17 protein-coding genes are annotated in these 18,238 nt (G+C 67.0%); 11 read left to right on the forward strand and 6 right to left on the reverse strand.

The window, feature by feature from the left end:
* Window positions 1-10 precede the first annotated feature (10 nt).
* Complete coding sequence (locus AC1DIX_RS23270) at window positions 11-262, reverse strand: MbcA/ParS/Xre antitoxin family protein (RefSeq protein ID WP_477327768.1); 252 nt, start codon at window positions 260-262, stop codon at window positions 11-13.
* Complete coding sequence (locus tag AC1DIX_RS23275) at window positions 259-1,245, reverse strand: NADPH:quinone oxidoreductase family protein (RefSeq protein ID WP_477327770.1); 987 nt, start codon at window positions 1,243-1,245, stop codon at window positions 259-261. The genes AC1DIX_RS23270 and AC1DIX_RS23275 overlap by 4 nt, the downstream gene beginning before the upstream one ends.
* 160 nt (window positions 1,246-1,405) lie before the next feature.
* Between AC1DIX_RS23275 and AC1DIX_RS23280 the strand changes: the two genes are divergently transcribed.
* The 7 genes from AC1DIX_RS23280 (at window position 1,406) to rlmD (ending at window position 8,542) form a co-directional block, all read left to right on the forward strand.
* The gene (locus tag AC1DIX_RS23280) at window positions 1,406-2,014 is read left to right on the forward strand and encodes a toll/interleukin-1 receptor domain-containing protein (RefSeq protein ID WP_442121900.1); all 609 of its coding nucleotides are present in this window, start codon (window positions 1,406-1,408) and stop codon (window positions 2,012-2,014) included.
* 8 nt (window positions 2,015-2,022) lie between these two features.
* The gene (locus AC1DIX_RS23285; protein WP_477327772.1) at window positions 2,023-3,237 is read left to right on the forward strand and encodes a hypothetical protein; all 1,215 of its coding nucleotides are present in this window, start codon (window positions 2,023-2,025) and stop codon (window positions 3,235-3,237) included.
* Window positions 3,238-3,414: 177 nt separating this feature from the next.
* Window positions 3,415-4,152, forward strand: a complete 738-nt coding sequence (gene surE, locus AC1DIX_RS23290; RefSeq protein WP_477327774.1) for a 5'/3'-nucleotidase SurE — start codon at window positions 3,415-3,417, stop codon at window positions 4,150-4,152.
* Complete coding sequence (locus tag AC1DIX_RS23295) at window positions 4,149-5,009, forward strand: protein-L-isoaspartate(D-aspartate) O-methyltransferase (RefSeq protein WP_477327776.1); 861 nt, start codon at window positions 4,149-4,151, stop codon at window positions 5,007-5,009. Before surE ends, AC1DIX_RS23295 begins: the two co-directional genes overlap by 4 nt.
* Before the next feature lie 34 nt (window positions 5,010-5,043).
* Window positions 5,044-5,961 carry a peptidoglycan DD-metalloendopeptidase family protein gene (locus tag AC1DIX_RS23300; RefSeq protein ID WP_442121896.1) on the forward strand — a complete coding sequence of 306 codons (918 nt, stop codon included), beginning with the start codon at window positions 5,044-5,046 and terminating at the stop codon, window positions 5,959-5,961.
* A 9-nt stretch (window positions 5,962-5,970) separates the two neighbouring features.
* On the forward strand, window positions 5,971-6,996 hold the full coding sequence (gene rpoS, locus AC1DIX_RS23305; protein WP_442121895.1) for an RNA polymerase sigma factor RpoS: 1,026 nt from the start codon (window positions 5,971-5,973) through the stop codon (window positions 6,994-6,996).
* Window positions 6,997-7,165: 169 nt separating this feature from the next.
* Window positions 7,166-8,542, forward strand: coding sequence for a 23S rRNA (uracil(1939)-C(5))-methyltransferase RlmD (gene rlmD, locus AC1DIX_RS23310; RefSeq protein ID WP_477327778.1), 1,377 nt, complete (start codon window positions 7,166-7,168; stop codon window positions 8,540-8,542).
* 161 nt (window positions 8,543-8,703) lie between these two features.
* Here the strand turns inward: rlmD and AC1DIX_RS23315 are convergent, their stop codons facing one another.
* From AC1DIX_RS23315 to AC1DIX_RS23330, 4 genes are all read right to left on the reverse strand, one after another.
* Window positions 8,704-11,367 (reverse strand): hybrid sensor histidine kinase/response regulator, encoded by a 2,664-nt coding sequence (locus tag AC1DIX_RS23315; RefSeq protein WP_477327780.1) that lies wholly within the window; start codon window positions 11,365-11,367, stop codon window positions 8,704-8,706.
* 104 nt (window positions 11,368-11,471) lie between these two features.
* On the reverse strand, window positions 11,472-13,505 hold the full coding sequence (locus AC1DIX_RS23320) for a TonB-dependent receptor (RefSeq protein WP_477327782.1): 2,034 nt from the start codon (window positions 13,503-13,505) through the stop codon (window positions 11,472-11,474).
* Window positions 13,506-13,584: 79 nt separating this feature from the next.
* Window positions 13,585-13,929, reverse strand: a complete 345-nt coding sequence (locus AC1DIX_RS23325; RefSeq protein WP_442121891.1) for a DUF2946 family protein — start codon at window positions 13,927-13,929, stop codon at window positions 13,585-13,587.
* Window positions 13,930-13,993: 64 nt separating this feature from the next.
* Window positions 13,994-14,677 carry a Bax inhibitor-1/YccA family protein gene (locus tag AC1DIX_RS23330; RefSeq protein WP_442121890.1) on the reverse strand — a complete coding sequence of 228 codons (684 nt, stop codon included), beginning with the start codon at window positions 14,675-14,677 and terminating at the stop codon, window positions 13,994-13,996.
* Between the two features lie 257 nt (window positions 14,678-14,934).
* Between AC1DIX_RS23330 and ndk the strand changes: the two genes are divergently transcribed.
* From ndk to AC1DIX_RS23350, 4 genes are all read left to right on the forward strand, one after another.
* Entirely contained in the window at window positions 14,935-15,360 is a 426-nt protein-coding gene (ndk, locus tag AC1DIX_RS23335; protein WP_477327784.1) for a nucleoside-diphosphate kinase, read from the forward strand.
* 178 nt (window positions 15,361-15,538) lie between these two features.
* Window positions 15,539-16,708: a dual-specificity RNA methyltransferase RlmN gene (gene rlmN / locus AC1DIX_RS23340; protein ID WP_477327786.1), complete on the forward strand. Its 1,170-nt coding sequence runs from the start codon at window positions 15,539-15,541 to the stop codon at window positions 16,706-16,708.
* Window positions 16,705-17,517 (forward strand): type IV pilus biogenesis/stability protein PilW, encoded by an 813-nt coding sequence (pilW, locus tag AC1DIX_RS23345; protein ID WP_477327788.1) that lies wholly within the window; start codon window positions 16,705-16,707, stop codon window positions 17,515-17,517. The genes rlmN and pilW overlap by 4 nt, the downstream gene beginning before the upstream one ends.
* 1 nt (window position 17,518) lies before the next feature.
* Window positions 17,519-18,238, forward strand: a 720-nt coding sequence (locus AC1DIX_RS23350) for a helix-turn-helix domain-containing protein (protein WP_477327790.1), incomplete at its 3' end; no start/stop codon positions are given.

The raw sequence follows: 18,238 nt of genomic DNA on the forward strand, positions 1-18,238 counted from the left end.
GCGCGAGCCCTCAGGCCTTGAGGGTGCGCACGTGGGCGAGCAGCTCGTCCAGGCGGCCCTCGTTCACCAGCTGGGCCGGCGTACGGCCCTCGAATGCGGCGAGCGGCGCCTCCATCCAGGCGCCGGCCGCATCGTCGCCGCCGAGCACGGCGCGCACCGCGTGCATGGCCGTGTAATAGGCCTGGGCCTTGCGCGACTGCTGCTCGAAGCGGGCGCGCAGGGCGGCCAGGCCGTCCGGGTTCAATTGTTCGTCCTTGCTCATTTTCCTTCTCCCGGTACGATCACGACCTTGCCCGTGACCTTGCGTTCGGCCATGTCGTTCAATGCCGTTGCGGTATCGGCCAGCGCGTAGCGGCGCGATACCAGCGGACGCAACTTGCCTTCCGCCATCCAGCCCAGCATCTGGCGCATCGCCGCCAGGTTCGCCTGCGGCTCGCGGCGCACGAAGTCGCCCCAGAACACGCCGACCACCGAGGCGCCTTTCAGCAGCATCAGGTTCCACGGCAGCTTCGGGATCTCGCCGTTGGCAAATCCGACGACCAGGTGGCGTCCGCGCCAGGCGATCGAGCGCAGCGCCGGCTCGCTGTAGACGCCGCCGACCGGATCGTAGACCACGTCCGGGCCCTTGCCACCGGTGGCCGCCTTGATCGCTTCGCGCAGGTCTTCCCTGCTGTAGTCGATCAGGACATCGGCGCCGTGGGCCTTGCACACCGCCAGTTTCTCGGGGCTGGAGGCGGCCGCGATCACACGTGCGCCGAGGGCCTTGCCGATCTCGATCGCCGCCAGACCGACGCCGCCGGCCGCGCCCAGCACCAGCATGGTCTCGCCGGGCTGCAGGGCGCCGCGGTCGACGATCGCGTGGTGCGAGGTGCCGTAGGTGAGGGTGATGGCGGCGGCGACGTCGAAGTCCATGTCGGACGGCATCGGCATCAGCATCTCGCTCGGGGCCAGGGCCTGCTCGGCGAAGGCGCCGGTGCGGGTGAAGCCGATCACGCGGTCGCCCGGCTTCCAGGCGGTGACGCCGTCGCCGGCCGCGCGCACGATGCCGGCAAATTCATTGCCCGGGGTGAAGGGCAGTTCCGGCTTCACCTGGTACTTGCCCTGCACGGTCAGCACATCCGGGAAGTTGACGCCGGCCGCCTTCACGTCGACCACCACCTGTCCCGCTGCCGGAACCAGGTCCGCACGTTCTTCCACCACCAGGCTGTCCGGTGGGCCCCACGCCTTGCAGACGACGGCTTTCATTTGATTCTCCTGTTCGATGCCACTTCAAAGTCGGGATTATGCCGCAAGGCACGACGGCCGAGCCTGGCGGGGCGCTTGTGCTTCCACAACATGCGGGATGCATGGCTTGCTAGAGTCAGCAGGGTCCGCTGCCGGTGGCGGCGATGAAAGGGAATAGGGAATGTCGATCCGTTACGGCTGTTTCTTCAGCTATGCCCATGGGCGGCACGAGCTCATGCAGCGCTTCAAGGCCACCCTGGTGGACGCCTTGCGCTGCTATCTGGAACCCTACTTCGACAACGAAGATGAACTCTTCGTCGATACCGAACAGCTTGGCGGCGGCGACGACCTCGACCGCAAGATCGCTCGCGCGATGTGCGAGAGCGTCTGCATGATCCTGATTTACACCCCGAAATACGAAGCCCACGCCTACACGCGGCGCGAGTACGCCGCCATGCGCCAGCTGGAGATCGAGCGCGGCAAGTGGTATGCGCTGCCCAGCCACCTGATCATTCCCGTCATCATGACCCAGCATCCGGAGCAATTGCCCCGGCAGATCATGGAATCCAGCTTCTACGTCGATTTCTCCCGCTTCACGATGGCGACCGGCGACCTGAAATCGAATCCCGACTTCCTGCCCGACATCGACAAGATGGTCCGGCGCATTGTCGCGCATTACCAGTGCCTGAAAAAACACATGCCGCAGGAGCATGACTGCAACCATTTCATGCTCCCCGATGTCCCACCCCCATGGCGCGAGATCACGGATATCACCTTCCCCAAAAAATGAGGAGAAACATGGATACCAACCGCATCACCGCTGCGCCGGCCGTGGCCGGCGAGGTGACGACGTTTTACGCCTATGATGGCGCGGACGCGCGTAGTCGCGCGCTTGCTCATGCCGCATGGCTATTGTCTGGAAGAAATCATGCAAAAACACCTGTGCTGATGATCGACTGGGACCTCGAAGCGCCGGGCCTGCACCACTATTTTTCCGGCGGCCGGCCGCACCACGAACGCCATGGCGTACTCGAGCTGTTCGAAGCGTGCCGCGAGCAGCTGCGCGTTCTCGGGCGAGCGCCGTCCGACGAGGCCCGCGAGCTGGCCGAGCGCGTGCTCGACGGCCTCGACTGGGACAGCTACCTCGAAAGAGTCGACGACAGCCGCCCCTTGTACCTGATGCGCGCCGGCCGCTTCGACGACAGCTACGGCGAACGGGTCGACCGGCTCGACTGGGACGCGCTGTTCTGCGCCTGCCCGGCCCTGTTCCGCGGCTTCGCCGCCCACCTGACGCGACGCTTTGCCCACGTGCTGGTGGATTGCCGCAGCGGCCGCTCGGCCGCCACCAGCGTCTGCACCGCGCTGCTGCCCGACAGGATGGTCGGGCTGTTCACGCCCGAGCCGCGCAGCCTGGAAGGCCTGGAGGGCGTGGTGCGGCGCGCCCTCGACTACCGCTGCAGCCACGAGGACGAGCAGCGTCCGCTGATGGTTTACCCGCTGCCCAGCCCGCCGGACGGCGGCGTCGAGGAACGCCTCGGCTGGCGCCATGGCGATGCCCGCCAGGACGGCGCCGGCTACCAGGCGGCGCTCGAAAAGCTGCTGGGCGAGTGCTACGGCCTCGACGGCGTCGCGCTCGACAGCTATCTCGACGAGGTGCAGCTGCCGTCCGCCAGCCTGGGCGAGGCCCGCCTGTTCGCCGGGCGCGGCGCCGAACGCGACCGGCTGGGCCCGGTGCGCAGCATCGAGACCCTGCTCGAGTGGATGGAGCCGGGCCATGTTCCGTGGCGGCCGCTGGCCGAGGTGCGCCTGGTGCAGGCGGTCGAGGCCCTGCGCGAGCGCGCCGGCGATACCCAGGCGGCGCCGCTGGCGCGCGAACTGGCGCGCCTGGGCCAGCTCTACCTGGGCCAGCAGGGCGACGAACTGGAAGCGGCGCGCCGCTTCGAGCAGCATGTGATCGCGCTGGAAGAGGGACTGCATGCGATGGAAGAGGGCAGGCGACCTGTCCGTCACTGAGTCCGCCACCGGGTCCGCGAGCGGGTCCGCGGCCGGGCCGGCCGGGCGCGGTTGTGGCGCTTGCGCGACGGCAAGCCGCGCCGGCGCCGGGCCGCCGCCGCCGCGTGCATCCCGATGAGCAATAAATGTGCAGCCGCGGTCGTCGATACCCCCGTTGCTTCGGGTAAAATCGCACGCATGCGAATCCTTATCAGTAACGACGACGGCTATCTCGCGCCTGGCATCCAGGCGCTGGCCGATGCGCTCGCCGGCATTGCCGACATCGTGGTGGTCGCTCCCGACAGCAATCGCTCGGGCGCGTCCAACTCGCTGTCGCTCGACCGGCCGCTGTCGGTGTCGAAAGCTGCGAACGGTTTCTATTTTGTCAACGGCACCCCGACGGACTGCGTGCACATCGCACTGACCGGGATGCTGGACCAGCGTCCGGACCTGGTCGTTTCCGGCATCAACAACGGCCAGAACATGGGCGACGACACCCTGTATTCCGGCACCGTGGCGGYCGCGACCGAGGCTTATCTGTTCGGTATCCCGGCGATCGCCTTTTCCCAGGTCCACTCCGGCTGGTCCGAAGTCGAGTCGGCCGCGCGCGTGGCACGCGACATCGTGCTGCGCCGCTTCGAGACCCTCGAAGCCCCCTTCCTGCTGAACGTGAACATCCCGAACCTGCCGTATGAGCAGATGGGGCCGCTGACCGCGACCCGCCTGGGACGCCGCCACCAGGCCGAGCCCGTGATCCGCGGCCAGGATCCGCGCGGCCGCGAGATCTTCTGGATCGGCGCGCCGGGCGCCTGCCGCGATGCCGGCGAGGGTACCGATTTCTTTGCCACCAGCCAGGGACGGGTGTCGATCACGCCCCTGCAGGTGGACCTGACCCACCGCGAACAACTGGCCGCGCTGCGAGGATGGCTGGAATGAGTGAAAAGCGCAGCAATTTCCCCCTGCCGCTGTCTTCCGTGACCAGCCCCGCGGCCCGCAAGCCGGTGGCGCCGGGGCCGATGGCGACGCCGCAGACGGCCACCCAGAATGCCCGCACCAGCCAGGCCCAGACGCGCCCGGCGCCGGCGCCCGCGCGTCCGGCCCAGGCAGGCACCGCGCCCCAGGCCACGCCCCAGCAGCCGCTGGCGCGCTCCGACCTCGCCGCCACCGAAGCGCCGCGGCGGGCGATGGCGGGCCACGTCGCGCGCCAGGGCGTCAAGGACCGGCAGGTGCTGGCCGCGCTGGAAACCATGCCGCGCCATATGTTCATCGAGCCGGCCCTGATGGGCCAGGCTTATGCGGACGTTTCGCTGCCGATCGGCCATAATCAGACGATTTCGCAGCCGTACATCGTCGCCCGCATGATCGAGTTGCTCAAAGGTAGCGGCCAGCCGCTGCGCCGCATACTCGAGATCGGCACCGGCTGCGGCTACCAGGCGGCGGTCCTGTCCTGCGTGGCCCAGGAGGTGTATTCGATCGAGCGCATCAAGCCGCTGCACGAGCTGGCCAAGGCCAATCTGCGGCCCTTGCGCATCCCTAATCTGCGCTTGCACTATGGAGATGGTATGCTTGGGCTCCCGCAGGTTGCTCCCTTTAATGGCATCATCCTGGCGGCGGCCGGTCTCGAGGTGCCCCGCGCACTGCTCGAGCAGCTGGCCATCGGCGCCTGTCTGGTGGCGCCCGTCGGCGCGCAGGTCCAGCACCTGCAGCGCATCACCCGCACCGGCACATCGGAATGGGCCAGCGAGACGCTGGAAGCCTGCCATTTTGTCCCGCTGCGGCCAGGCATCGTATGAGAATGCCAGAAAGTCGTAACAGAATTAGATGAGAATGAAACCAACAACCCGCCTAGCCCTGCTGACCGTCAGTATCGTGCTGAGCGCCTGCAGCACCGAAACCCGCCAGGCGCCCGTGATCGACCGTCCGGCCCCGGTCGCCGCCAACAAGAATCCGCGTCCGCATCCGGCAACCCCGCCGGCGCCGGCCTCCGACGAACCGAAGGCCGACGCCCGCGGCACCTATACCGTGCGCAAGGGCGACACCCTGCTGCGCATCGCGCTCGACTTCGGCCAGAACTACCGCGACCTGGTCGCCTGGAACAACCTGGCCGATCCGGACGACATCAAGGTCGGCCAGGTGCTGCGCGTGACGCCCCAGGACCGCAACGGCAGCGCCATCGCCGGCACCAACCCGATCACCATGCCGGGCGCCGACAAGACCCCGGCGCCGCCGAAGAAGACCGCCCCGCGCGGCGACAAGAAGGCCTACAGCGAAGGCGGCCTGGCCGATGCCAAGGACGACAATCCGGGCGTGAATCCGAAGGCGGCCGAGCGTCCGTCCGGCCCGGTGACCGGAAGCACCGTCACCGCCAGCGACGACGAGAAGCTGAGCTGGATGTGGCCGTCCGACGGCAAGATCATCGCGACTTTCGACGAAGGCAAGAACAAGGGCATCGATATCGCCGGCAAGCTGGGCCAGCAGGTGATGGCGGCCGGTTCCGGGAAGGTGATGTACGCGGGCAGTGGTATCCGCGGATATGGTAATCTCGTGATTGTTAAGCACAGCAACAGCCTGCTGTCGGCGTATGCGCACAATCGTACGATCGTGGTCAAGGAAGGTCAGAGCGTGACCAAGGGCCAGGTGATCGCCGAGATGGGCGATTCCGATGCCGACACGGTCAAATTGCATTTCGAGATACGCCAGCAGGGCAAGCCGGTCGACCCGTCGAAGTTCCTGCCCAGTCGTTAGCGAGGACCAATGACGCTGCCGCCCAACCCGATGGACCAGGAAATGCCGGACAATGCGCCGGAAGAGGTGCCGGAGGAAGCGCTGGGCGACAGCGATTTCGGCGCCGAGGGCGACGAACACCCCGGCATGCGGGCCGAAGGGCCGGCAGCGGCGCCGGCCGACACGACGGACGAGCTCAAGAGCGTGCTGCAGGCCGAACTCTCCACCGATACCACCCAGCACTACCTGAACCGGATCGGCGCCAAGCCCCTGCTCGGCGCCGAGCAGGAGGTGCATTACGCGACCCTGGCCAAGGCCGGAGATTTTGCCGCGCGGCAAAAAATGATCGAACACAACCTGCGTCTCGTGGTCTCGATCGCCAAGCACTACATCAACCGCGGCGTGGTCCTGCTCGACCTGATCGAGGAGGGCAACATCGGCCTGATGCGCGCGATCGACAAGTTCGAGCCGGAGCGCGGTTTCCGCTTCTCGACCTACGCGACCTGGTGGATCCGCCAGAGCATCGAACGCGCCATCATGAACCAGGCCCGTACGGTGCGCCTGCCGGTGCACATGGTGCGCGAACTGAACCAGGTGCTGCGCGCCAAATACCACCTCGAAGCCCAGCACCACGACGGCAAGGAGGCCAGCGCCGAGGACATTGCCAGCCTGGTCGGCCGCCCGGTGGAAGAGGTGCAGGACATCCTGGCGCTGTCCGAGCACGCGGCCTCGCTCGACGCCCCGCTCGACAACGATCCCCAGACCAGCCTGATGGACATGCTGCCGGACGAGGGCGACGTCAGCCCCGACGCCCGCGCCGAACACCACGAGATGACCGTGCTGGTGCGCGACTGGCTGCAGAAGCTGCCGGACAAGCAGCGCGTGGTCGTGATGCGCCGCTTCGGCCTCGACAACGACGACCCCGCGACCCTGGAAACCCTGGCCGAAGAGATGGGCGTGACGCGCGAACGGGTGCGCCAGATCCAGCAGGAAGCCCTCGTCAAGCTGAAGCGGGCCATGGCCGCCCGTGGCGTGGTGCGCGATTCCTTGCTATGATGTCCGGCTTTCCCTGAACTGCCGGCGGCCGTGTTCCCGTCGTTCCCGCGAAGGCGGGAACCCATGCTGAATGTCACGAAGCCGTGATGCCGGCGTATCGACTGCGGTTGCTCAGTATGGGTCCCCGTTTTCACGGGGACGACGTTGCACTTTGCTCTCTTCCATCCCCATGCAAGAAACCTTCATCAACATCAAATCCCTCGACATGGACGCGCGCGGCGTCGGCCACCTGGAGAACGAGGACGGCACACCGGGCAAGGTGATCTTCGTCGAAGGCGCGCTGCCTGGCGAGACGGTCAGCTTCGAGACCCTGCGCAAGAAGAAGAACTGGGAATCGGGCCGCATGGTCACCCTGCAGAAGGCCTCGTCGATGCGGGTCGAGCCGAAGTGCCCGCACTTCTGGCATTGCGGCGGCTGTTCGATGCAGCATCTGGAGCCGAGCGCCCAGGTGGCGATGAAGCAGCGCGTGCTCGAAGATAATCTCTGGCACATCGGCAAGACCAGGGCCGAGAACATCATGCGCCCGATGTACGGCCCGACCTGGGGCTACCGCTACCGCGCCCGCCTGTCGGTACGTCACGTGGCGAAGAAGGGCGGCATGCTGGTCGGATTCCACGAACGCCATTCGAGCTACGTGGCCGACATGACCAGCTGCGAGATCGTGCCGCCGCATGTGTCGAAGATGCTGGTGCCGCTGCGCGAGCTGATCGCTTCGCTGTCGATCTACCAGCAGATGCCGCAGATCGAGCTTGCCGTGGGCGAAGAGAGCACCGTGCTGGTGCTGCGCATCATGGCGCCGCTCGACGCCAACGACGAAAAGCTGGTCAAGGCCTTCGCCGACCAGTGGAACGTCGAATGGTGGCTGCAGCCGAAAGGGCCGGACACCGCCTATCCCTATTATCCGAAGAAGAAAGAGCTGTACTACACGCTGCCGGAATTCGGCATCCGCATGCCGTTCAAGCCGACCGACTTCACCCAGGTGAACCACCAGGTCAACCGCCTGCTGGTGCACAAGGCCCTGACCCTGCTCGACGTGCAGAAGGAAGACCGCGTGGCCGACCTGTTCTGCGGCCTCGGCAACTTCACGCTGCCGCTGGCGACCCAGGCGCGCGAAGTGGTCGGCATCGAAGGCAGCACCGCGCTGACCACCCGCGCGCTGGAGAACGCCCGCGCCAACGGCCTGGACGCGAAGACCAGCTTCTCGACCCGCAACCTGTTCGAAGTCACCAGGGACGACCTGGTCGCGCTGGGCAAGTTCGACCGCATGCTGGTCGACCCGCCGCGCGACGGCGCGGTAGCGCTGGCCATCGCCCTGGCCGAGCTGCGCCTGACGCATCCGGAGCTGATGCCGAAGCGGATCGTGTACGTGTCATGCAGCCCGTCGACCCTGGCGCGCGACGCCGGCATCCTGACCCACCGCGCGGGCTACAAGATGAGCAAGGCGGGGGTGGCGAACATGTTCCCGCATACGTCTCACGTGGAGTCGATCGGGGTGTTCGATCTGGTCGAGGATTTTGTGCCGCGGGAGTTTCAGGTAGCTGAGTAGGCTGCGCAGGCGGCTCAGCCGGAAGCCTGAACCAAGGTCGTCCCCGCGAAGGCGGGGACCCAAGTCCGTCGCGGGCTACGTGCGCTTTTCTTGGCTACGCACGCAAACCTGGGTTCCCGCCTGCGCGGGAACGACGGTGGTTGCGCGCGACGATCGACGGATCAGCGCCTCGCCGTCACCCCACCCAAGGCCCCCAGCAACTCCTCCGCATCCACCGGCTTGACGAAGTAGCGGTCGAACCCCGCCCCCTCGGCATCCTCGCGGTCCGACTGCTGGCCGTAGCCGGAAATCGCCATCAGCACCACGTGCTCGTTGCCCGGCACCCGGCGCAGGCGGCGTGCCAGTTCGACGCCGCTCATGCCCGGCAGGCCGATGTCGAGCAGGAAGGCGTCGAAGCGTTCGTCACCGGCGCGTACCAGCGCTTCCAGCGGGTCGTGCATCACCGTTACCGCGTGGCCGCTCGATTCCAGCAGCAGGCCCAGGGTCATGGCCGCGTCCTCGTTGTCGTCCACCAGCATCAGCCTCAGGCCGCGCGCCTCGTCGTCGCCGGCCGCGGCGGGCACGCCGGGCAGCTCGCCCGCAGGCGATTCCTTGCATTGCAGGCGCGGCAGCCGCACCGTGAATTCCGTGCCCATATTGCGGCCCTCGCTGCTGGCGGTCACCATGCCGCCGTGCAGTTCGACCAGGCTCTTCACCAGCGCCAGGCCCAGGCCCAGGCCGCCCTGGGAGCGGTCCGGCGTGCGCTCGGCCTGGGAGAACAGGTCGAACACGGTCGGCAGCAGGTCGGCCGGGATGCCGATGCCGTTGTCCTTCACGCTGACCAGCACGTGCTCGGCGGAGGCGCCCATCCACACGCCGACCACACCGCCTTCGGGCGTGTACTTGGCGGCGTTGTTGAGCAGGTTGGCCAGCACCTGCACCAGGCGCTTGGTATCGCCTTCGACGAAGGCGGGGCCGGTGTCCGGCGCCAGGTCGAGCGTCAGCCGGTGGCGGCGCGCCTCGATCAGCGGGCGCACCTGCTCGACCGCGTCGTCGATCACGCAGCGCAGGTCGACCTGGTCGCGCGCCAGCACCACCAGGCCGCGGGTCACGCGCGAGACGTCCAGCAGGTCGTCGATCAGTTCGGTCATGTGCGCCACCTGGCGCGCGATGATGGCGCTGGTGCGCTCCACGCGGCCGCTGTCGGGCGGCCCCATGTTCAGCAGCTGGGCGGCGGCCGAGATCGGCGCCAGCGGATTCCTCAGTTCGTGCGCCAGCATCGCCAGGAACTCGTCCTTGCGGCGGTCGGCCAGGCGCAGCGCCTCCTCGGCGCGCACGCGCTCGAGCGCGCTCCAGGAGCGTTCGGCCACGTCCTCGATCAGGCGCACGATGTCGGCGCTCCAGACCCGCGGCAGGTTGTCGTTAATGAACAGGCAGGTGGTCAGGGCGCCGTTGCGGTGCACCGGCACCACCACGGCCGAACGGATCTGCAGCGACGCGTAGGTGGGCCAGGTGTCCGCTCCGCCGGTGCGCGGGTCGCGCTGCACGTCGCTCGCCACCATGGTCGATCCCTGCACCAGCGGGGCGAAGTTGGCGGCGCCGAACAGGGCTGCCGGAAACGTGCCGCTGAGTTCGGGGACGATGCCGTCGGTATAGTTCGAATGGAAGGTGACGAGCTGGCGGTCGGCGTCGTAGTCGCCGTACAGCACCCGGCTGGCCTGCAGGAAGCGGCCCAGCATGGCGCTGGTCTGGACGAAGATCTGGCCCGGGTCGTCGAGGCGCCGCAGCAGGTCGGCCAGCTCGAGCCGGAACTCGTTCATGTCCAGCAGCGTGGTCTGGCGCGCCACCGCGTTGCGCAGGGCCTGCTCGGCCGACATGCGGTCCAGCGCTTCCCAGCTGCGCTCGGCGATGTCGGCGGCCAGCTTGCATTCTTCCTCGTCCCAGCCGCGCTCGCTGGAGGAATAGCCGACCAGGGCCGCCTGCAGTTGGCCGCGGCGCAGGCGCGGCAGCGCCAGGATCGCGCGCGCGCCGGCGGCCGCGTAGCGCGCCCCGCTCTCGGGCACGCGCGGGTCGCTGGTGGTGTCGCGGATCGCCAGCGGCGCGCCGGTGCGCAGCAGGGCCAGCGCGGCCGGGCCGAAATCGCGGATGCGGGCGCGCCTGCCGCCGAGCGCGGAGGCGCCGTCGCGGGCCCAGTCGTGCACGACCTCGAAGCCGGCCCCGGTGCCGTCGCCTTCGACATAGCAGGCGTGGTCGAGCTCGAGGTGCTTGCCGAGCATCGCGCAGGCGCACTCGACGATATCGGAGGGGTGGTGCAGGCGGCGCAGGCTGTCGACCACCTGCAGCTGCACCGCGTGGCGGCRTTCCAGCTGCACGCGCGGCGTGGTCTCGCTGATCACGCATAGGAAGCCGCGCACCGCGCCGGCACCGTCGCGCACGGGGGAATAGGCGAGCGTGAACCAGCCGCGGTAGGGCTTGCCGGCGCGCCGGATCGTCAGCGGCAGGTCTTCGCCGTAGGTGGAATGGCCGCCGAGGGCGCGTTCGGCCAACGGCTTGATGGCCGGCCATTGATCGGGCCAGACCTCGAGCAGCGGTGCGCCCAGCGTGGACGGATGCCTGCCGTCCAGCAGCGAAATATAGGCCGCGTTGTACAGCATGATGAGGCGTGGGCCCCATGCGATGTACATCGGAAATTCGGATTCCAGGATCAGGCTGACCGCATTGCGCAGGGCCGGATCCCAATGGTCGGGCCAGCCGAGCGCCGAGCCCGACCAGTCATGCAGGTGGTACCCGGCGCGTACGGCGCCGGAGGTGTCGAGGAGATGAAAGTCGCGCGTAGCCGCTTCCATGCTGATCGCCTTCGAGTCCGAAAGTGGTCATTCTATGCGCAAATGCATTAGCTGGAACGCGGCTGAGAAAAAATACATTTTCCGGCAACTAAGAAAAATTTCCCTTAGAAATGTGCCCGCACGCCGAACACCAGGTTGCGGCCCGGCAGCGGCGAAATGTCCTTCAACAGCGAAGTCGACAGGCGAACGTCCTGGTTCAGCAGATTCTTCGCCAGCACGAACCAGGTCAGGTCCATCTTGTCGAGCTTCTGGGTGTAGGAGAGGTTGGCGTCGACCAGATTGTAGGCCGGCGTCGGCGTATTCTCGAAGGCCGCCAGGCGGTCCTGGCCGCGCGCATGCGTCCACGACAGTCCGGCGCGCCAGTCGGCCTGGCGGTAGCCGATGCTGGCGCCGATGCGGTCGGCCGGCTGCAGCGGCAGGTTCTCGCCGTTGTCGAGTTTGYCACGCGAGCCGTCGGCGAACAGGCGGCCGTTCCAGCCCATGCCCACCGCGTTCCAGGTCAGCTCGGCTTCCGCGCCCTGGATGTGGGCAGGGGCCTGCTGGAACAGGCGCTGGCGGAATTCGCCGCCGGGCAGGCCTTCCTCGTCGAGTTCGAGGCCGGTGATGTGGCCGTAGATGAAATCGGACACATTGTTGCGGAACAGGTTGGCCTTCCAGCGCAGCAGGCCGGTGTCCTTCTGCAGCGAGAGTTCGATGTTGCGCGAGACTTCCTTCTTCAGGTTGGCATCGCCGACGTCGAAGGTGAGGGTGGCGTCGTGCGGGCCGCCCGAGTACAGCTCGTCGGTGGCCGGTGCGCGCTGGGCATACGACAGGGTCGCGCCGGCGCTGTAGCCTTTCACGAAGGGCCACAGGGCGCCGACCGAGCCGGAACCCAGGTTGAAGCTGCGCTCGGCGTTGCCGACCGGTTCGCGGCGCACGTTCTCGTAGCGCGCGCCGGCGTTCACGCGTACCGGGCCGATCGCGGTCTCTTCGACCAGGAAGGCGGCCTGGGAGGTCGAGTGGGTGACCGGCACGGTGTCCGGGCCGCCGGCCGCCGAGAGCGCCGAGAAGTGGGTGTTCTCGGTCTGTACGCCGAAGGTGCCGTGGAAGCCGAGGCCGCCGACATCGAGGGGCTTGTGGGTCAGCTCCAGGCGCGACTCGAAGGAGCGGTTCTTGAAGATGACTTGCGGCGCCATGTTCACGCCCAGCTCGGCGTGGCGGTAGTCGGTGAAGCCGGCCTTGAAGCGCGCCGTCTCGAAGCCGCTGAAGGGCTCGTGCACCAGGCTGTCGACGTCGTAGCGGTTCTGGCGCTGGTCGATGCGCGAGCCGTCCGCGCTCGGGATGCCGTAGTTGTTCGACAGGTGGTTCGCCGACACGCCCACATAGCCCCAGTCGCGGATATACGAAGCGCCGGCGCCGATGCTGCGCTCGCTGGTATCGCTGTCCGGCAGGCGGCCGCTGGTGGACGCCGGGTCGTTCAGCACGCGGTTGCCGGGAATCTTGTAGTCGTTGGTGTCGCGCCAGTTGCCGTCGATGTGCATGCCGACGTGGCCGACCGCACCGTCCATCGAGCCGGACACGTTGCGGCCGTTGTCGACGCTGCTGTAGCGGGTCTCGGCCTGGCCGGTCGGCTTGTCTTCCAGCGCGGTCGGGATGCGCTCGTTGACGACGTTGACCAGGCCGCCGATCGCGCCGGAGCCGTAGAGCAGGGCGGCGGGGCCGCGCAGGATCTCGATCTGGCGCGCCACCGCGCCTTCGGAAGCGACCGCGTGGTCGTTCGACAGGCCGGACACGTCCGAGGTGGCCATGCCGTTTTCCAGCATCTTCACGCGCGAGCCTTCCATGCCGCGGATGATGGGGCGCGAGGCGCCGGCGCCGAAGGCCGAGGCGGACACGCCCAGCTCGTTCTGCAGGGTCTCGCCGAGCGAGCTGCCGACCTTGTCGCGCAGTTCGTCGCCGGCCAGCACCTTGGCCGGGGTCAGGATCTGGTCGCCCTCGCCGTTGCGCAGCGGATTGGCGGTGACCACCACCTGCTGGACCTTGCCGTTATTGATGGCCTGGCCGCCGTCGGGCGTTTCCTGGCTCTGGGCTTGAGCAAAAGCGGGGGAATAGGCGAACAGGATCGCGCTGGCGATCAGCGTCGGTTGAATCTTTTTCATTGTTTAAAACCTCGAGCAAATGGATAACGGTCCGCGCTGCCGGGCGCAGGCGCGGCAGGACGGTTGAAGCAGGGCGTTATCAGGCTCGGGGTGGGCCGCGCTGCTGGAAGGGGCAGGCCGCCAGCAGGCAGATGCCGGGCGTCGGTGCGAGGCTGGGAACCGCGTACGCGAGCTCGGCGGGAACGAATTGCCGGACCGTGGCCGGCAGTGCGAAGGCGACCTGGGCGCTGGCCGCGCACTGGCCGCACTGGTCGTGCAGGACCGGTTTGGTCGGCTTGCCGCCGTTGCCGTCGGGGTCGTAGGCGCTCTGCTGCGCCAGCGATTCCTTGACGTCGTTCCAGTGTGAATAGGCATGGCCGAGCGACAGCTGCTGCGAAACGAGCAGCAGCAGCGACAGTAATACATGGACCAGGCTACGTGACATCCAGCTATTGTACAAAAAAAGACCGGCCCTGGGCCGGTCTCCTTTCAGGTGATCGGGAAGACGATCAGTCGCGGCTGCCGAAGCCGATGCCCAAAAGTCGCAGCAGGGCCGTGAAGATGTTGTACAGATCCAGGTAGATCGACAGGGTGGCGCTGATGTAGTTGGTTTCGCCGCCGTTGATCACGCGCTGCACGTCATAGATCAGCCATGCCGAGAAGATACCCATCGCCATTACCAGTACCACCAGCTGCAGCGCGCTCAGCTGCAGGAAGATGTTGGCGACCGAGGCCAGGATCAGCACGATGGTGCCGGCGAACAGCCAGCTGCCCATGCCCGAGAAATCGCGCTTCGAGACGGTGGCGATGGTCGCCATGCCCGCGAAGATGACGGCGGTGCCGCCGACCGCGCCCATGATCAGGGCGCCGCCGTTGGCGAAGCCCAGGGTGTAGCGCAGCAGCGGGGTCAGCATCAGGCCCATGAAGAAAGTGAAGCCGAGCAGCACCGGCACGCCGGCCGCCGAGTTCTTGGTCTTCTCGATGGCGAAGATGAAGCCGAAGGCGACTGCCAGGAACAGCAGGGCGCCGAGGCCGCCGCCCATGATCGGCATGTGGGTCGTCAGGCCGATGAAAGCGCCGAACACGGTCGGGACCATCGACAGCGCGAGCAGCCAGTAGGTATTGCGCAGTACGCGGTGGCGGACGGCGCGGCCGGCCGAGACGTCATAGGTTTTCTGCAGATTGGGAATCATATTGCCTCCGGGTGAAGAACTTCTGTCGTGTCCAAGATGAGGACGTTTCCTGTCCGTTAAAGACCTTACCGGGCGCCGCTTAAGGCCGGGTTAAGGCCGCGATATGGACGAGTATTTATTACCGCCACTGTAACACCGGCGATGCCGGCCTCGCAATATCGGCCAGCCTCCGGATATATGGTAAAATCGAAGGTTGATTGAGTTCCGATGTTCTCGCGAATTTCTTTATCTAAACCTTTATTTTTATTGGAGTTTATATGGCAATCGAACGCACCCTGTCGATCATCAAGCCGGACGCAGTTGCAAAAAACGTTATCGGTCAAATCTATAGCCGTTTCGAAGGCGCCGGCCTGAAGATCGTCGCAGCCCGCATGGCCCAGCTGTCGCGCRCTGAAGCGGAAGGCTTCTACGCCGTCCACAAGGAGCGTCCGTTCTTCAAGGATCTGGTCGACTTCATGATCTCGGGTCCGGTCATGATCCAGGTGCTGGAAGGCGAAGGCGCGATTGCCAAGAACCGCGAGCTGATGGGCGCTACCGACCCGAAGAAGGCCGACAAGGGCACCATCCGCGCCGACTTCGCCGACTCGATCGATGCCAACGCCGTGCACGGTTCGGACGCTGCCGAAACCGCCGCAGTCGAAATCGCCTACTACTTCCCGGCGCTGAACGTCTACTCGCGTTAATGGTGCTGCCCCGCGCAGGCGGGGAAGTTTGTAAGGACGCGAAATTTTTTTCGCGCTCAGGCGGTCTGCTGCGTTAAGCTGCATACCCACCCGTAGCAACCCGCTCGCCCAAGCTCGCCCGCCACTGTGTGGCGGGCCCCGGCGGGCGGGATTCATTTAGAAGATACAGGATTTAAAGATGGCAACTCTCACCAACCTGCTGGACTTCGATCCCGCGCAGCTCGTCGCTTACTGCGCCGAGTTGGGGGAGAAGCCATTCCGCGCCAAGCAGCTGCAGCGCTGGATCCACCAGTTCGGCGTGTCGAATTTCGACGACATGACCGACCTCGCCAAGTCGCTGCGCGAAAAACTGAAAACCCGTGCCGAAGTCCGCGCGCCGGCCATCATCAGCGATCACACCTCGAGCGACGGCACCCGCAAATGGCTGGTCGACGTCGGCAACGGCAACGCGGTCGAGACCGTGTTCATCCCGGAAGAGACGCGCGGCACGCTGTGCATCAGCACCCAGGCCGGCTGCGCCGTCAACTGCCGCTTCTGCTCGACCGGCAAGCAGGGCTTCAACCGCAACCTGACCGTGGCCGAGATCATCGGCCAGCTGTGGATGGCCGAGTTCGAGCTGCGCAAGACCAAGGGCATCGAAGGCGGTCCGAAAGGCGAGCGCCAGATCACCAACGTGGTGATGATGGGCATGGGCGAGCCGCTGCTGAACTTCGAGCCGACCGTCACCGCGCTCAAGCTGATGCTGGACGATAACGCCTACGGCCTGTCGCGCCGCCGCGTGACCGTCTCGACCTCGGGCGTGGTGCCGAACATGGACAAGCTGAGCCAGGAATGCGCGGTGGCGCTGGCCGTCTCGCTGCACGGCTCGAACGACCCGCTGCGCGACATGCTGGTCCCGCTGAACAAGAAATACCCGCTGCGCGAGCTGATGGCCGCGTGCAAGCGCTACCTGGAGTTCGCGCCGCGCGACTTCATCACCTTCGAATACTGCATGCTCGACGGCGTCAACGACACCGACGAGCACGCGCGCGAGCTGATCGCCCTGGTCAACGATCCGGTGGTCGGCGTCTCGTGCAAGTTCAACCTGATTCCGTTCAATCCCTTCCCGGAATCGGGCCTGGTGCGCTCGAAGAACCCGCGCATCAAGGCCTTCGCCCAGATCCTGATGGACGCGGGCCTGGTCACCACCATCCGCAAGACCCGCGGCGACGACATCGACGCCGCCTGCGGCCAGTTGGCAGGCGAGGTCAAGGACCGTACCCGCGTCAACGAGCGGATGAGCAAGATGGCGGAGTACCAGCAGAAGTTCGGTCCGAATTTCGGCAAGATCGTGGAGATCCCTTCTTGAAGCCGGTGCTGGCCGCATCCGTCAACGCGATTGCCGGCGCGCTTGCGTTGGCCCTGCTGGCCGGCTGCGCCGGAGCGGGCGGCGATGCGCCGCGCGAACTCAAGACGGCATCCGACCAGACCGCCGCGGAAAAGCGCGCCCAGATCCGCCTGCAGCTGGCGGTCGGCTATTACCAGGACCGCAAGTACGAGATCGCCCTCGACGAGGTCAAGCAGGCGATCGCCGCCGCGCCCGAATTTGCCGACGCCTACGGCTTCCGCGCCCTGATCTACACGGCGATGGGCGAGAACGCGCTGGCCGACGAGAACTACCGCCATGCCCTGCGCCTGGCGCCGCGCAATCCCGACCTGGCCAACAACTACGGCCTGTTCCTGTGCGATGCCGGCGGCAGGCCCGACCAGGCGCTCGGCTTGTTCGAGTCGGCGCTGAAGAACCCGCAGTACCGCTCGCCCGCGAAAGCGCTGACGAATGCGGGCAACTGCAGTCTGAAACTGAAGAATACCGACACGGCCGAACGCTACCTGCTCGAGGCCCTGCGTTACGAACCCGAGCTGCCGGCCATCCAGGCCGGCCTGGCAAGGGTCTATTTCGAGCGGCGCGACTATACCCGCGCCGGGTTTTTCATCAACCGCCTGACGGACGCAGCGAAGCTCGAGTCGCTGTCGGCCGACGTGCTGTGGCTGGCCATCCGGGTCAAGCACATGCTGGGCGACCGGGCCACGGAAGCCACCCTCGCGGCGCAGCTGCGCAAGCGCTTCCCCGGCTCGGCCGAGTACGCAGCGTTCGAGCGCGGTGCATTTAACGAGTGAGATGACGACGATGAGTTCCGAGCGCGCAGAAGAGCCGACGACGCCCGCCAGCCAGCATGAGATTCCGGGCAAGGTGCTGGCCGCCCAGCGCGAAGCGATGGGTTGGACCGTGGAGCAGGTGGCCGACCAGCTGAAACTGGCCGTGCGCCAGGTGGTGGCGCTGGAGGCCGGCGATTACGCATCGCTGCCGAGCCCGGCCGTGACGCGCGGCTTCGTGCGCGCCTATGCCAAGCTGATGAAACTCGATCCGGCGCCGCTGGTCGCGCAGATCGCGATCGACACGCCGGCCCCGGCCGAAGCCAACCCGGCCGCGGTGCGCCGCCCGAGCCCGGCCTCGTTCTCGCAGGCGAAATTCCCCTCGCACGGCAAGCGTTCCTCGCTGCCGCTGGGCTGGATCGCCGGCGCCGTGGCGGTGGTCGCCGTCGCCGGCGCGGCCTGGCACTTCGGCCTGATCCCGGGCGGCCAGCGTGCCGAATCCGGCAGCGTGGCCAAGCCGGAAGCGGCGCATGGCGCTTCCGCCGATGCCGCCAGCGGCAGCTCGACCGAGACCCTGCAGAACCCGTCGGTGCCGCTGATCTCGGTGCCGGGCTCGGCCGGCAGCCAGGCCGAAGCGCCGGCCGCCGCGCCGGGCGCCGTCGTGAATGCGCCGGCCAGCACCGCCACCGGCGCGCCGCCGACCACCAGCTCGACCGCCCAGCTGAGCGCCCCGCCGGCCAACCCG

It is taken from the genome of Massilia sp. 05N420 (genome assembly GCF_056397205.1).